This window comes from Ruegeria sp. SAZD011, assembly GCF_059612545.1.
In genome coordinates this window covers 73882-88771 of sequence record NZ_JBXWQU010000027.1, presented here as the reverse complement: position 1 = coordinate 88771, position 14890 = coordinate 73882, and the positions used below count along the sequence as shown (strand labels likewise).

General features: G+C 62.3%; 18 protein-coding genes. 5 read left to right on the top strand and 13 right to left on the bottom strand.

Annotated features, from left to right (window positions below; all coding sequences use genetic code 11):
• Position 1 precedes the first annotated feature (1 nt).
• Positions 2–598, top strand: a complete 597-nt coding sequence (locus AC2FLM_RS14995) for a TetR/AcrR family transcriptional regulator (protein WP_496858980.1) — start codon at positions 2–4, stop codon at positions 596–598.
• Positions 599–830: 232 nt separating this feature from the next.
• Here AC2FLM_RS14995 and AC2FLM_RS14990 read toward each other — a convergent pair whose 3' ends face one another.
• The 12 genes from AC2FLM_RS14990 to AC2FLM_RS14935 form a co-directional block, all read right to left on the bottom strand.
• On the bottom strand, positions 831–1025 hold the full coding sequence (locus AC2FLM_RS14990) for a hypothetical protein (RefSeq protein WP_496858979.1): 195 nt from the start codon (positions 1023–1025) through the stop codon (positions 831–833).
• Positions 1026–1036: 11 nt separating this feature from the next.
• Positions 1037–2269, bottom strand: a complete 1233-nt coding sequence (locus AC2FLM_RS14985; RefSeq protein ID WP_496858978.1) for a hypothetical protein — start codon at positions 2267–2269, stop codon at positions 1037–1039.
• Between the two features lie 417 nt (positions 2270–2686).
• The gene (locus AC2FLM_RS14980; RefSeq protein WP_234221616.1) at positions 2687–3445 is read right to left on the bottom strand and encodes a Phenylacetic acid catabolic protein; all 759 of its coding nucleotides are present in this window, start codon (positions 3443–3445) and stop codon (positions 2687–2689) included.
• 10 nt (positions 3446–3455) lie between these two features.
• A complete protein-coding gene (gene paaE, locus AC2FLM_RS14975; protein WP_496858977.1) occupies positions 3456–4529 on the bottom strand; it encodes a 1,2-phenylacetyl-CoA epoxidase subunit PaaE in 1074 nt (357 codons plus the stop codon).
• A 10-nt stretch (positions 4530–4539) separates the two neighbouring features.
• Positions 4540–5001: a 1,2-phenylacetyl-CoA epoxidase subunit PaaD gene (gene paaD / locus AC2FLM_RS14970; RefSeq protein WP_496858976.1), complete on the bottom strand. Its 462-nt coding sequence runs from the start codon at positions 4999–5001 to the stop codon at positions 4540–4542.
• A gap of 4 nt (positions 5002–5005) precedes the next feature.
• Positions 5006–5767 carry a 1,2-phenylacetyl-CoA epoxidase subunit PaaC gene (gene paaC, locus AC2FLM_RS14965; RefSeq protein WP_496858975.1) on the bottom strand — a complete coding sequence of 254 codons (762 nt, stop codon included), beginning with the start codon at positions 5765–5767 and terminating at the stop codon, positions 5006–5008.
• A complete protein-coding gene (gene paaB / locus AC2FLM_RS14960; protein WP_011046505.1) occupies positions 5767–6051 on the bottom strand; it encodes a 1,2-phenylacetyl-CoA epoxidase subunit PaaB in 285 nt (94 codons plus the stop codon). Before paaB ends, paaC begins: the two co-directional genes overlap by 1 nt.
• 95 nt (positions 6052–6146) lie before the next feature.
• The gene (gene paaA / locus AC2FLM_RS14955; RefSeq protein ID WP_234140093.1) at positions 6147–7139 is read right to left on the bottom strand and encodes a 1,2-phenylacetyl-CoA epoxidase subunit PaaA; all 993 of its coding nucleotides are present in this window, start codon (positions 7137–7139) and stop codon (positions 6147–6149) included.
• A gap of 15 nt (positions 7140–7154) precedes the next feature.
• A complete protein-coding gene (gene pcaF / locus AC2FLM_RS14950; RefSeq protein ID WP_496858990.1) occupies positions 7155–8357 on the bottom strand; it encodes a 3-oxoadipyl-CoA thiolase in 1203 nt (400 codons plus the stop codon).
• A gap of 221 nt (positions 8358–8578) precedes the next feature.
• Positions 8579–8797 (bottom strand): DUF1127 domain-containing protein, encoded by a 219-nt coding sequence (locus tag AC2FLM_RS14945; protein WP_496858974.1) that lies wholly within the window; start codon positions 8795–8797, stop codon positions 8579–8581.
• A 140-nt stretch (positions 8798–8937) separates the two neighbouring features.
• Complete coding sequence (locus AC2FLM_RS14940) at positions 8938–9333, bottom strand: carboxymuconolactone decarboxylase family protein (protein WP_496858973.1); 396 nt, start codon at positions 9331–9333, stop codon at positions 8938–8940.
• Positions 9334–9336: 3 nt separating this feature from the next.
• The gene (locus tag AC2FLM_RS14935) at positions 9337–10155 is read right to left on the bottom strand and encodes a cyclase family protein (protein ID WP_234143046.1); all 819 of its coding nucleotides are present in this window, start codon (positions 10153–10155) and stop codon (positions 9337–9339) included.
• A gap of 194 nt (positions 10156–10349) precedes the next feature.
• Between AC2FLM_RS14935 and AC2FLM_RS14930 the strand changes: the two genes are divergently transcribed.
• Positions 10350–11000 (top strand): GntR family transcriptional regulator, encoded by a 651-nt coding sequence (locus AC2FLM_RS14930; RefSeq protein ID WP_496858972.1) that lies wholly within the window; start codon positions 10350–10352, stop codon positions 10998–11000.
• A gap of 81 nt (positions 11001–11081) precedes the next feature.
• Here AC2FLM_RS14930 and AC2FLM_RS14925 read toward each other — a convergent pair whose 3' ends face one another.
• Positions 11082–11795, bottom strand: coding sequence for a type 1 glutamine amidotransferase (locus tag AC2FLM_RS14925; RefSeq protein ID WP_234221610.1), 714 nt, complete (start codon positions 11793–11795; stop codon positions 11082–11084).
• Between the two features lie 84 nt (positions 11796–11879).
• Between AC2FLM_RS14925 and AC2FLM_RS14920 the strand changes: the two genes are divergently transcribed.
• From AC2FLM_RS14920 to AC2FLM_RS14910, 3 genes are read left to right on the top strand one after another with little or no spacing between them, the layout of a single operon-like run.
• Positions 11880–13139 (top strand): cytochrome P450, encoded by a 1260-nt coding sequence (locus AC2FLM_RS14920; protein ID WP_496858971.1) that lies wholly within the window; start codon positions 11880–11882, stop codon positions 13137–13139.
• 39 nt (positions 13140–13178) lie between these two features.
• The gene (locus AC2FLM_RS14915) at positions 13179–14468 is read left to right on the top strand and encodes a type I glutamate--ammonia ligase (protein ID WP_496858970.1); all 1290 of its coding nucleotides are present in this window, start codon (positions 13179–13181) and stop codon (positions 14466–14468) included.
• A gap of 10 nt (positions 14469–14478) precedes the next feature.
• Positions 14479–14793, top strand: coding sequence for a 2Fe-2S iron-sulfur cluster-binding protein (locus AC2FLM_RS14910; protein WP_496858969.1), 315 nt, complete (start codon positions 14479–14481; stop codon positions 14791–14793).
• Positions 14794–14890: the final 97 nt, after the last annotated feature.

Genomic DNA, 14890 nt, shown 5'->3' with positions numbered 1-14890 from the left:
TTTGGCCCGGACGATTGCCAAGGACCACGATCAGAAGCGCGCCCAGATATTGAAGTCTGCGGCGCGCGTCTTTGCACGCGAGGGGTTCGACCGCGCCTCGATGACCCAGCTCGCGCGCGAATGCGGGATCTCAAAGGCCAATATCTATCACTATTACGACAGCAAGGATGCGATCCTGTTCGACATCCTTGAAACCTATCTGCACGATTTGCGCGACCGCATCTGCGGGATCGAGATCGACGGGCTGAGCGGGCCGCAGCGGTTGCATACGGTGGTGCGTGAGATCCTGCTCGCCTATCAGGGTGTGGATGACGAACACCGGGTGCAGACCAGCGGCATGTCGGCCCTGCCCGTCGAGCAGCAGAAACAGCTGCGCGGCTACCAGCGCGACATGATCGGGTTTCTCAGCGATATCCTGAACGGCATCGCGCCCGAAACCTTTGCCGGCAACCCCGGCAAGCTGCGCGGCGCCACCATGTCGGTCTTCGGCATGCTGAACTGGTATTACATGTGGAATTCCGGCGCCGACACCACCGCGCGCGAGGAGTATGCCCGCATGGTCAGCGACCTGACGCTGCACGGGCTCAAGGGTCTCTGATAACGGGAAAGAGGCGACCGGTAGAGTTCTTCACATGCGCAAGAGCTGCCGCGTTGGTTTGATGCGCCACACGGAGCTTCCCGCTTTGAAAGTCCGCAACGCAGCCTTTCTCGACCTTCGGCGATCCCTCTCGAACTGGTGTGAATGGCCCAGACCCGACATCCGTCCGACTGGCTTGGGGCTGCGGTTGCCACCCGCATTGCTGCCGTTCGCTGCGAGTGTAATAGTACCGTTATGTCGCACTTAGTTGCGCGATTTGTGTGTTCCGCTGATCTTGCCACAAAGTAAGCTTGTTGAAGCTCTCAACTCTGCTTCGATACTCATCTTTGGCCGTTTCGGCTGACACGCCGAGTTCTTCAAGCAGGCTATCCAGTTCCTCGCGTGCGAGTTGCTTCTCGCGATCTGTCTGCATTGTCTTGTCCGCCATCGGTTCCTCCCCTATCGCCTACGTTCAAAGAAGCGGCTGTTCAAGCTCGGATCAAAGAAGTGTTTGCGCTTTATCCAGACCAAACCCTCGCTTCGCGTGATGGCTGCCACATCAACAGGACCACCGACAGTTTCCGAGGGTTTGGTTACTTTTTCCTTCAGAGATTGCAGATTTATCAAGGTCTCCGCAAGCTCCGCCATCTCGTCCACGGGCAAAACACCCAAAACGCGACGCAGCGGAAGCGAGTGCTCAATCCTCGCATAGTCGAAAATTTTGTCCTTGGAACTCGTGAGCCGTTCACTGATTAGCTCATTGATTTTCGCGTCCGGTATAGTGCCGCCAGCCAATTCGTTCAGGCTGTCGGAGATTGCCTTCAATTCCCCAGCGAACGTTTCCTGCATCTTGGAAAAAACTTCAAAGCTGAGGCCGATCTCAAACGTGTCCGTCATAGAGCTTTGGGCAAAGGCAGACAGAACAGCAGGAATGTCGTGGGTGACTTTCTCGACCTTTTTGCCGGTTGCGATAAATTTGGTACCCCAAAGCTTGCAGTGTGAGTACGACACCAATTCCGGGAATATAGAGTGGTCGCCAAAGCCAGCAAATATCAGGCCAGTATAGTTGTTTTCACGGGCCAACATATCGAGCGCCTGTTTTTGGGCCTCCTCAATGACCTTATCGCGGGTGGCTTCGTCCGCGCCAGTGACGTTGGCAAGCCCCACCCATTTGTCGAACTCACCTATCAGATCATTCTTGGTAGATACCGTAAGCTCCTCAATCTCATCATCGCTAAGCTCTGAGTTTTGTACACCAGTTCCCTCATTTTCAATGTAGGCGTCCACCCAAGTTGGAAAATCAAGGGTATCGTCTTCTTGGCGCTGCTGTTTGAATTCAATGATTATTCTTATCAGCGAGCCGCCAGCTTGTTGGACAAAGCCAGACCGTCGAATGTCATCTGGGAACAGCCTCTGCGAAGCGTTCACCCACTCGATGAATTCGTCAGCAAATCCCTCAACCGTATTGAAGGACTTGTCGGCAAGTTCCTTCCTAAACTCTTTGATCGTGACTTCCCAAGGGACGCTCAAGAGACTGGCCGAATTGTAGATCATCAAGCCAACCGAATGGGCCTCGGAGAGTTGGAATATCTTGTTCGCACCTTTGAAGTAGCGTTTTTCGGCCCCGTTCCGCCCATAATACTCAACGGTGGTCGCACTATCGGCGGCCAGAACCACCGACAGGCTGTTCATCAGGCATACTTCTGAGGTCATTCGGTATCGCCTACCACATCATGAGCTGCGTGAGTCATTGACGACAATATGTCGAACTTTCTTCCATACATCCATAGGGTTTGTGGTGTCCAATGTCCACTTTGGCGATCCCCGCGAGTTCTCGTTGCAGAGCGGCGAATGCACACTTCCCGCCCTACGCTACGGCTTCTGCGAAGATCATGAACGTCGTGGAAGGACTCAACCCCGCCATTCGCCCATCCAGTCGTCGAGTATCGGCGTCCGCACCTATGGCGATAACGTGGAAAGCCAAGGGCGGAATCATCCGGCGTGCTCTGCGGTGCCATTCTCGCAGAGCCAGCGGGCAGCAAGCCGGGTGGCGGATCGGGCCGGTCTCTGCGTGCGCTACCGGGGCGCTTGGGGCGCCCCGGCGGCAATTCACGGGCGTTTCAGGCCCAGGCTGTCCAGCAGGTTGGCGGCTTCGGCCTCCCAGCGGGTGCGCATCTCGGCATTGCCGGTGCGGCGCAGGCCCATGGCGCGCAGCGCCTCGGTCCGCCCGGCGCTGCCGGTGCCAAAGCTGGCGGCGACGCGCGGCCACCAGTAATCGGCCGAGGCTTGCAGGGCCCCGGCACCGCCGTCTTCGACCAGCTTTGCCGCGCCTTCCAGCGCCAGTTCACCATGCCGGGTCTCGATCGGGGCAATGGCGCGGAACGCCTCGGCCAGCGGCTGATACGAGATCATGGTGAAATCGGCCAGCTGCACCACCACGGCGCGTGCCATCAGGAGGTTCATCATCACCGCGTCGGCCCAGCCCTGGATCGGGTAGTTGAACACCGCCAGCCGCATGTCCTGCTCGGTCCGGGCGGCGCCGATATCGGCATCCCGCTCCAGCCGTGCGGTCCAGGGGTGATGGTTGGCATAGCGCTGGGTGTCGGCCCCGAACTCTCCCATGATCCGCAGCACGCGGTCGGCATTGTCGGTCTTTTCCAGCACGATCTTGGCGGCGGCAATCCGCTCCTTGATGCCCGGACCCTGGTTGATGATATCGGCAAACCCCGCCGCACCGGCCAGTTCGCTGTCCACGAAGGTGGCCATCAGCTTCATCAGTTCGGCGCGATAGCGCGCGGGCACGTTGGTTGGGTTTGTCAGCATCCCGCCAGCGGCGAGATAGCTGTCGATCGTCATATCTTCGGCCATGTCTCTCTCCTCACTGGTCGTAGTCGACAACGACATTGTCGGTCAGCGGATAGGCCTGACAGCTGAGCACGTAGCCCTTCTCGACCTCGTAATCCTCAAGCGCGTGGTTGGCGACCATTTCGACCTCGCCTTCCAGCACCTTACAGCGACATGTTGAACAAACTCCTGCCTTGCAGGCATAAGGCGCATCCAGGCTGTTTTGCAGGGCCGCATCCAGGATCGACAGGTCCTTGGGCATGTCGAAACTCTGGGTGGAGCCGTCCAGCGTGACGGCGGCGCGGGTCTGGTTCGCCCCCTTGGCCGCCTCGGCCGAGACCGCCTTGCGCTTGGCACGGCCGGGTTGGGCGCTGGCGAACAGCTCGAACTTGATCTGCGCATCGTTCAGCCCGTGCGCGCGAAGTGCTGCGGCAATGCCCAGCATCATCGGCTCAGGCCCGCAGATAAAGGCGGTGTCGACATGCTGGATGTCGATCCAGTGCTCGAACAGCTGGGTGCATTTCTCTTGCGTGACCAGACCGGTGAACAGCTCGATCTCCTGCGCATCCGTTTCCAGGATATGCAGCACGTTGAACCGGCCCATATAGAGGTTCTTCAGATCCTCCAGCTCCTCGCGGAACATGATCGTGTTCACGCCCTTGTTGGCATAGACCAAGGTAAACTCGGACCGGGGCTCGCGCGCCAGCGTGGTCTTGATGATCGATAGCACCGGGGTGATGCCCGAGCCACCGGCAAAGCCCAGATACTGTTTCTCGGCGCCGGGATCGAGCGGGGTGTGAAAGCCCCCCATCGGCGGCATCGCCTGAACGGTGTCGCCCACCTTCAGCTCTTCGTTGGCCCAGGTCGAGAAGGCGCCGCCATCGACGCGCTTGATCCCGATCTGGAGCACGCCGTCATCCTTGCCCGAACAGATCGAGTAGGAGCGGCGCAGCTCTTCGCCCTCGAATTCGCGGCGAAAGGTCAGGTATTGGCCTTGGGTGAAATCAAACTCGCTGGCCGCGCCGTTGACGGGTTTCAGCGTGACCACGACAGCGTCGCGGATCGTCTTGTGGATGTCGGTGACTTCCAGATCGTGAAAGCGTGCCATCTGGTCCTCCTCAGATACATTTGAAATAGTCGAAGGGTTCCAGGCAGTCGGTACAGCGCCAATGGGCCTTGCACGGGGTCGAGCCGAACTGGCTCACCTTTTCGACCGCCTTGCTGCCGCAGCGCGGACAGCGTTCGGGGCCGCCGGCAGGGCGGGGCGGGGCGATGCCGTATTCCTCCAGCTTCACCTTGCCCTTGTCGCTCAGCCAGTCGGTGGTCCAGGCGGGCGATATCTGGGTCTTGACCCGGATATCCCTGACCCCCCGGTTGCGCAACGCGGTCTCGATATCCATCGAGATGATCGCGGTTGCGGGGCAGCCCGAATAAGTGGGGGTGACGGTCACGGTCAGAAACTCCCCCTCCCAGGCGACATCGCGCACGATGCCCAGATCGACAACCGAGATCACGGGGATCTCGGGGTCTGGAACGGTGTCGAGCCAATCCCAGACCTGCTGTTCCGACGGCCGGTCCATGGGCTTACCAGCGTGCGCCGGGATAGGCGCGTTGCAGCCATTGCATGCTGGTCAGGAGATGTCCCAGGTGCTCGGTATGCATGCGCCCGTCGCGGCCGCCCTTGTGTGCGAAACCCGATTTCGGGATGCTCAGCGTCGCCTCGGCCATGACCTCGGCCAGGATCGCGTCGTAATCGGCGCGCAGGCTGGCCGGATCCGGGGCGATGCCTGCCGCGACCATCTCTGCATCCACCGCGTCGCCGGTGAACAGCTCGCCCACATAGGGCCACAGGTAGTCCAGCGCCTCTTGCATGCGCGCATGGCTTTCCTCGGTGCCGTCGCCCAGGCCGATCACCGTGTCGCGCGAGCGTTCCACGTGATAGGTGACCTCTTTCACCGCCTTTTCGGCGATGGCGGCGACACGCTCGTCCGAGGAGCCCTTGAGCCGCTCAAGCATCAGCTTGTGCCAGCTGTCGAACAGGAACTGGCGCATCAGGGTGCGGCCGAAATCGCCGTTGGGCACCTCGACCAGCAGCGCGTTGCGGAAATCCCAGGCGTCACGCAGGAATGCCAGGTCGTCGGCGCTCTTGCCGTCGCCCTGAACTTCGCCGGCGAGGGCCAGCCACATCTGCGTCTGGCCGATCAGGTCCAGCGCCGTGTTGGCCAGTGCGATATCCTCTTCCAGCACCGGTGCGTGACCGCACCATTCGCTGACCCGGTGGCCGAGGACCAGGGTATTGTCCCCCATCCTGAGCAGGAATTGCAGGAATGCGTCGTCGCGGATCATTACATGGCCCCCACTTCTTCGGGAATGTCGAAGAAGGTCGGGTGACGATAGACCTTGCTTTCGCTGGGCTCATAGAGCGGGCCCTTGTCGCTGGGCGAGCTGGCGGCGACATGCTGCGCCTCGACCACCCAGATGCTGACGCCTTCGTTGCGGCGGGTATAGACGTCGCGGGCGTTCTTGATCGCCATTGCCGCGTCGGGGGCGTGCAGGCTGCCCACATGGCGGTGGCTCATGCCGTGCTGGCCGCGGATAAAGATTTCCCACAGGGGCCATTCGTTTTTCATCAGTCGATCTCCTCCTGACTGGGCGCGGGGCAAGAACCCGGTGGCAATACCCCGGAGCCGCGCGCTGCGATGCTTTGCGTTTTGTGTCTTCGGTCTTACTCGGCCGCCATCCGGGCGGCTGCTTTCTTGCGGGAATGGGCCAGCAAACCGTCGCGCACCCATTGGCCGTCGTCCCAGGCCTTGCGGCGGGCTGCCAGGCGGTCGGTGTTGCAGGGGCCGTTGCCCTTGATCACGTTGAAGAATTCCGACCAGTCCGGGTCCGAGAAATCGTAATGGCCACGTTCCTCGTTCCACTGGATATTCGGGTCGGGCAGATCGAGGCCCAGATACAGGATCTGCGGCACCGTCTGGTCCACGAATTGCTGGCGAAGCTCGTCGTTGGTCTTGATCTTGATCTTCCAGGCCATCGACTGTTCCGAATGGACCGAGTCCTTGTCCGAGGGGCCGAACATCATCAGCGCCGGGAACCACAGCCGGTTGACCGCGTCCTGTGCCATCTTCTTCTGCTCGGGCGTACCAAACGCCATCGCCATGATCGCGTGATACCCTTGGCGGGCATGAAAGCTCTCTTCCTTGCAGATGCGGATCATCGCGCGGCTGTAGGGGCCGTAAGAGGTGCGCTGCAACGCCACCTGGTTGATGATTGCCGCCCCATCGACCAGCCAGCCGACCGCGCCGATATCGGCCCAGTTGAGGGTCGGGTAGTTGAAGATCGAAGAGTATTTCATCTTGCCCGAAAGCAGCATCTCGACCAGTTCATCGCGGCTGACACCCAGGGTCTCGGCGGCAGAGTAGAGGTAGAGTCCGTGGCCTGCCTCGTCCTGCACCTTGGCCAGCAGGATCGCCTTGCGTTCCAGCGTCGGCGCACGGGTGATCCAGTTGCCTTCGGGCAACTGGCCGACAACCTCGGAATGGGCGTGCTGGCCGATCTGGCGGATCAATGTGCGGCGATAATCCTCTGGCATCCAGTCCTTGGGCTCGATCTTGATATCCGCGTCGATCTTGTCCTGGAACGTGCGTTCCTCGTCGGACATCTCATCGCGGGACTTAATGCCATCGCTGGCGGTCTTGATCATCTGCGCATACATTCGGGCTCTCCTCCCTTACACACGTTCCAGGATCAGGGCGGCACCCTGACCAACTCCGACGCACATGGTGCAGAGCGCATAGCGTCCGCCGGTGCGTTTCAACTGATAGGCCGCGGTCATCACCAGACGCGCGCCGGACATGCCCAGCGGGTGGCCGATGGCGATGGCGCCGCCATTGGGGTTCACATGCGGCGCATCGTCGGCAACCCCCAGCGCCCGCAGAGTCGCCAGACCCTGCGAAGCGAAGGCTTCGTTCAACTCTATCACATCCATCTGCTCGATGGTGAGCCCCGCGCGTACAAGTACCTTGAGGCTGGCGGGAACCGGGCCGATGCCCATCACGCGCGGCTCGACACCTGCGACAGACATGCCCACCACGCGGGCGATCGGGGTCAGGCCGTTTTTCGCGGCGCTGGCTTCGTTGGCCATCAGGATCGCTGCGGCGCCGTCATTGACACCCGAGGCATTGCCTGCGGTCACGCTCTTGTCGGGGCCGTTCACGCCCTTGAGCTTGCCCAGCTGCTCGGCGCTGGTGCCGGGGCGGGGGTGTTCGTCGGTATCCACCACGATGGCGTCGCCCTTGCGCTGGGGGATGGTCACGGGGGTAATCTCGTCGCCAAAGACGCCAGCCGCATGGGCAGCCGCCCAGCGGGCCTGGCTGCGGGCGGCGAATGCGTCCTGATCGGCGCGCGAGATGTCGTAGTCCTCGGCCACGTTGTCGGCGGTCTGCGGCATCGAGTCGGTGCCGTACATCTCGTGCATCTTCTTGTTGATGAAACGCCAGCCGATGGTGGTGTCATAGACCGCGTTGGCGCGGGTAAAGGCGCTGGTGGCCTTGGGCATCACGAAAGGCGCCCGGCTCATGCTCTCGACACCGCCGGCTACGGCCAGGTCATAATCACCGGCCTTGATGGCGCGGGCGGCCATGCCCACCGCATCCATGCCGCTGGCACAGAGGCGGTTCACCGTGGTGCCGGGCACGTCGACCGGAAGCCCGGCCAGCAGAGCGGCCATGCGGGCAACGTTGCGGTTGCTTTCACCGGCCTGGTTGGCATCGCCATAGATCACATCGTCAAGGCTGGCCCAGTCCACCTGCGGGTTGCGCGCGACCAGGGCGGCCAGCGGCACGGCGGCCAGATCGTCGGTGCGTACCTGGCTCAGGGCGCCACCATAGCGTCCGATCGGGGTGCGCTGCGCGTCGCAGATGAATGCGTCCATGGTCATGTTCTCTCCGTCTCCTCCGTCACCATTAGGTGACCGCTTGGTCGGGTAATACGATGGAAAACGATTCGCGGCAAGTTAAATGTAACAGAGACAAGTCATGAATTGAAATTCGGTAACATGTTTGCTGGCGCGAAACCGCGAAACGGGTCGGACCAGAAAATTCGTCGAATTTTCTGGTCAAATTTTCGTTGAAAATTTGGTGATCTTGTCCGGGGTCAGACGCGGTCGCTCATCACCCATCGGATGATGTCCGCCCGCCGCAAGCCGCGTGCGGCCAACTCCGCATCGGTCAGGGCGGACAGGGCATTGATACGGCGGATCCGGGCGTTTGCCTCGCCGATGCGGACCAGAGCGTCGAAGATGCCTGCAAAGATATCGCCCAGCACGTGGGGCAGGGTCGCAAGCGAGCGGAGGTGGAGGGTCGACTGGGCCATGGCGCGATCCTGATCTTTGGGTCATCCGAATTGCCCGACTGTATAGGCTGCTCGGTCCGGATGTGCCATGTCGCGGAAGGCATAGCTGACGTGCATCGCGCGCAAATCTGCGGCGAAAACCCTTCTTTTCGACGCGGCGCTCAGGCCTTGAAGAGATCGTCCACAGGCACCTGCAATCCCGTTACGATGCCGTTGGTCTGCATTGCCATGCCGATCACGGCCAACATCTCGCTATGTTGCGCAGGCGTCATGCCCTTGGCCCGCGCCGCCGCAGTATGGGAATGCACGCAGTATTCACAGCCATTGGCGGTCGAGACGGCGACATAGATCATTTCCTTGACAAGCGGGTCCAGCGCGCCGGGGCCCATAACCACCTTCAGTCGTTCCCAGGTGGCGCGCAACAACGCCGGGTCATGCGCCAGGGCCCGCCAGAAATTGTTGACGTAATCGGTGCCGCGGGTGGCGCGGATGTCGTCGAAGACGGCCAGCGCCTCGGTGCTGGCCTCCTCGTCACTCAGCAGAGGGACAGTTGCCATGGTTCAGACCATGGCAAAGATGCGGGCAGGGCCACCCGAGCCGCCGCGATGATTGGGGGCGCCGACGATCAGGGTGGCGCCGCTGGCGGGTACCTTGTCGAGATTGGCGAGGTTCTCGATGCCATAGCGGTTGGTGGGCAGCCAGGCGTAGTGGGTGGCGAAATCGGCCGAGGGGCCGTGATCGAGCGACAGCGTATCCACCGCCATGGCCACGGCACCGGTTTCCTCGATCAGCATCTGCGCCGCCTCGACATGGAAGCCGGGGAAATGCATCTTGCCTTCGCTGTCGGCGTTGCGGAAGCCGGGCCCGCCTGTCTTGCCGCCCCATCCCGAGTGCATCGCCACACAGGCGCCGTCGGGGATCGGGCCATGGGCGCTGATCCAGGCCTTGAGGTCATCGGGGGTGACCTGCGCATCGGCATCCGCTGCCGCCTTTTCATGGATATGCACCACGCAAAGCGGGCAGATCAGGTTGCCAACGGGAATCTCGTCAACCGACTGGCCATCGGCCGAGAAATGCAACGGTGCGTCCACATGGGTGCCGGTATGTTCGTTCAGCGTGAGCGTGAACAGGTTGAACCCGTGTTCCTTGAAATTGAAGTTCTGCGTGGCCTCAACGCCGGGTGCCCCGAAATAGGTGGGGAAATCGGCGTCATAGACATGGGTCATATCCGTCACTTCGCCGATGCCGGCCGCCATGGCCGGGGGTGCCGCCACGGTGCCAAGCGCCGCCCCTGCGGCAACCGCCGCGCCCGAGCGGAACAGGTCGCGGCGGCTCAGCATCCGGTCTTTCACTGCATTCATTACGCAAATATCACACATATGTGGTCTCCCTGTCTGGTGGTGATCCGGCGTCTGCTGCGCCCTGTAACCAAGGGGCAGCCTAGCACAGTTACTTCGGTTTCGGGTCAAGTCTTTGGTACGGGCCGCGCTGGCCGTCACATTTGCGTGCGCCCCCGCGTTGCACCCTGCGCGCGCCGGTCCTAGGGTTGGCACATCCAAGCAGGGTGAAGACGATGGCGGGACAGACCGAACAGGTTTTGAATGGGGTGCTCGAAGATATCGAGCATGGCCGCCTGGGGCCTGGCGATCTGCTGGAGGAGGCCGCGCTGACCGAGCGGCATGGCGTGTCGCGCACCCCGGTGCGTGAGGCGCTGATCCAGCTGGAAACCCAAGGTCTGATCCGCCGGCTGCCGCGCAAGGGCGCGGTCGTGTTCAAGCCGACCTTGGAAGAGTTCCTGGCCATTCTGGAGGTTCACGCCCGGTTGGAGGGGCAGGCGGCAGGGCTTGCCGCACGGCGCATGAACGCGACGCAGGCGGCCGAACTGGAGGCGGTGGTGGCCGCCTGCGAGGCCCATGCCCGCGACAAGGGCGACGGGGATCCGTTCGGCTATTACCGGTTGAACCTGAAGTTTCACGAGACCGTCGCGCTGGGCGCGGGCAACCCCTATCTGGTCGAGATGATCAAGACCCATGCCCGCAAGCTGTTGGCCTATTACCGGGCGCGTTACAGCTATCCGGGGTCGATCCCGGCCTCGGCGCGGGAGCACCGCGAAATCGCTACGCTGATCTTTGACCGGCGGCGCGAAGAGGCCGAGGCGGCAATGATCCGCCATGTGCAGTTCGATCAGGTGACGGTGATGGACCTGCTGGCCGCGCTGGGGTGAGCCTGTCCTGGCCGTTGCGGCGGCCGAGGGGGCGGGATTCGAGTATTTTTGACCAGAAAGAAGCGGCAGGGCTGGTGTGCCCTATTCAGGGCGCGCCTGTTCGAAGAAGCGCGCGATGCTTTCGGCAAAGGTGGCCATGTCCGCTTGCTCCGAGAGCGAGGCCAGGGCGCGGGCACAGATCTCTTCTCCCAGTTCCTCGGCCATTTCCTCGGTCAGGGCCTCGACGAAGTCATGAGTCATCTCGGGGTGGTGCTGGGTGGTATAGATGTGCTGGCCGAGCACGAAGCCGGTGACCGGGCAATCCGGCCCTTCGGCAATCACGCGTGCGCCCTGTGGCAAGGCGGTCACCTGCTCCATGTGAGATCCATAAAGCCTGACCTCGTCCGGCAGGTCGCGCGTCCAGTCTGGGCGCTCCAGTATCCGGTTGCGGGTCAGCCCATGCACCCAGCCACCGGGATTGCGCCCGATGCTGCCCCCCAAAGCCAGCGCTATGGCCTGATGGCCGAAGCAGGCGCCAAAGACCGGCAGGCGGCGCGCGTGCATGTCCCGGATCAGGTCCAACAGACGCTCGATCCAGGGCGCGTCGTCCAATACCGAGGCGGGGCTGCCGGTGATCATCGCCCCGTCGACCCCGTCAAGCGTTTCCGGAAACTGCCCGTCTTTGACCACATAGGCCGTGGTGGTCCAGTCGGGGCGCGCCATCTGGATCAGCTCTGCGAATTTCTGCTCGTCCTTGGGGTGGCGTTGGGCGAAATCGCTTTCGTCCGTATTTGTCATCAGGATCGCCAGGTGCATGTTTTTCCCCGAGAGATTTTCGTTTACATATTTATGACCTCTTATAATATACATTCGTTCGCGACATGAGGGAAGGTGAAAAACATGACGGTCTGGACCCCCACCGATGACGGCCATGCCGATCTGACCAGCCATGACGCCTTTGCCGGAGGCGCGCCGCACAACACCTTTGCCCGGCTGCGTCGCGAGGATCCGCTCCACTGGACCGAATACACCGATGGGCAGGATTTCTGGTCGGTCACCCGCCATGCTGACATTGCCGAGATGAACAGGAACACCGCGGTGTTTTCCTCGGCCCGCGGCATCCGGATGGAGGATCAGAGCTATGAGGAATACCTGGCCCGCCGCACCTTTCAGGAGACCGACCCGCCCGAGCACAGCCAGACCCGGATGAAGCTGATGAAGGCGTTCTCGCGTACCACCATGGCGCAGTACGAGGACGACATCCGGGCGATCTGCGTCGATATCCTGGACGAGGTGCTGGACAAGGGCACGTTCGACGCCACCAAGGAAATCGCGCGCCAGCTGCCGATGCGGATGCTGGGCCGCATCGTCGGCCTGCCCGATGCTGATCTGCCCTGGCTGGTGGAAAAGGGTGACGCGCTGATCGCCAATACCGATCCCGATTTCACCACCCATGTGCTCGACAAGCTCGACACCGACGAATACCGGATGATGCCCTTCAACTCGCCCGCCGGGGCCGAGCTGTACCTCTATGCCAAGGACCTGATGGAGCAGAAGGAGAAGGCCGGCGATACCTCGGGCGTGCTGCACATGATCCTGCAACCGTCCAAGGACGGCTCGGTTATCAGCGATACCGAGTTCCGCAACTTCTTTTGCCTCGTGGTGGCGGCGGGCAACGACACCACGCGCTATTCCATCGCCGCCGGTATCCAGGCCATGTGCCACCAGCCCGAGCTGCTGGAACAGATGCAGGCGGGCGGCGATATCTGGGAGACCGCGCCGGACGAGATCATCCGCTGGGCGACGCCCGCGCTTTATTTCCGGCGCACCGCGCTTCAGGATCACGAGATGCATGGCAAGACCATCCGGGCAGGCGACAAGGTGCTGTACTGGTGGTCCTCGGCCAACCGCGACGAGACGGTGTTCGACGACCCGTTCCGGGTCGATCTCTACCGCAACCCGAACCGGCATCTGAGTTTCGGCCAGGGTGGACCGCATGTCTGCCTGGGCATGTGGCTGGCCCGGCTCGAGGTCAAAGTGCTGTTCCAGGAGCTGGCCAAGCGGTTAAGCTCGATCGAACCGGCCGGACCGCACAGGTTCCTGCGCTCGAATTTCGTGGGCGGGATCAAGGAACTGCCGGTCACCGTCCGCCGCGCCTGACCCGGCATCATAACAGGCTCAACAGGGAGGAGCCCCGACATGAAAGACAGATTGCGCGCGATGTTCTGCGACCATCTCAGCGTGATGCGGGGCAAATACCTGCCCAATTCCAAGATCGCCGACAGTTCCACCCGGTTCTGCCGCTCGACCTTTGGCGTGCATTACGACCGCGACCTGCTGGACGCGCCCGGCGCGATGATGAAGCAGGGCCTGCCGGATATGGAACTGAAATGGGTCCATGACGATATCCGCGACAGCTGGCACACCGGCACCAGGGTGGTTCTGGGCGATCTCTATGACGACCAGGACCAGCCGCTGCCGCTCTGCCCGCGCGGCGCGCTGAAACGGGCGGTGGCCGATTGGCAGGCGCATGGTCTCAGCCCCAAGGTGGGGATTGAGCTGGAGTGTTTCGCGCTTCAGGCCGACGACAATGGGCGGCTGGTGCCCTATGACGCGCCGGGCGGCGTGGTCTATGGCACCGGTCCCTTTGCCGATCCCCTGCGGTTCAACGACCGGATCTGGGCGATGGCCGAGGAGATGGGTTTCTCCCTCGACATGATCACCGCCGAGTTCGACAGCCCGCAGTTCGAATATACGCTGACCTTTGACGATGCGCTCAAGGCGGTGGACGATATCGTGCTGTTCCGCCTGATGGCGCGCGAGATCGCGCTGGAATACGGCATCGTGCTGACCTTCATGCCGAAACCGATCGCCGAGGCGGGCGGCTCGGGCATGCATATCAACTTCTCCTTCCAGGATGCGACCGGCGCCAATGCGCTGTCCTCCGGCCCGCGCGGCGGGCCCGAGCATATGAACGATCTGGCGCGTGGGTGCCTGGCGGGACTCTTGCACCATCACAAGGGGCTGGCGGGGCTGATCGCGCCAACCGCCAATTCCTACATGCGGCTGCAACCGGGCTCGCTGTCGGGGTACTGGCAGAACTGGGGCGGCGATCACCGCAACGTCACCACCCGCATCAGCTCCGAAGGTGGCGCCAAGGCGCGGCTGGAACACCGGATGGCCGATGCCTCCGCGAACCCCTATACCGCCGTTGCCGCCGTCTTGCAGGCGGCACGGCTCGGGGTCGAGAACGGTCATGCGCTGCCGCCGATGGAAACCGGCGACGGGTTCGACAGTACCGATGCCAAGGAAGGCACCGCCATCGACCTCGCCGGCGCGGTCCGCGATCTGGAGCGTGACACCGTACTGGCCCAGGCGGTGGGCGCCGAACTGGTGGCCAACCATGTGTTCATGAAAGCCAAGGAAGTGCGCAAGACCCGCGATCTCGAAGGCGACGCGCTGCGCGATTTCTATGTCTACTTCATCTGAGGAACTTGCCATGCGCGTGACCTGGAAACTGGCCGACGGCCGCGAGATTGCGGCCGAGGTCGCCCCCGGCCTGTCGCTGATGGAGGCGGCGCAGGCCAACAACGTGCCCGGCGTGATCGGTGAATGCGGCGGCTGCCTCAGTTGCGCCACCTGCCATGTGGTGGTGGATCCGGACTGGGCCGACCGGACCGGCGTGCCGGGTGAGTTCGAGGACGCCATGCTCGACATCACCGCCGCCGAGCGTCAGCCGCGAAGCCGCCTCAGTTGCCAGATCGAGGCGCATCCAGATCTCGACGGGCTGGTTTTGCACGTGCCCGAGGCCTGACAACTGCTGGCACCTGTTCAGCGCACGGCTCTGCCCCTTTCACTTTGCCGAAAATACTCCCGCCGGAGGCATCCCAAACCAGCGGCAGACGCCTCAT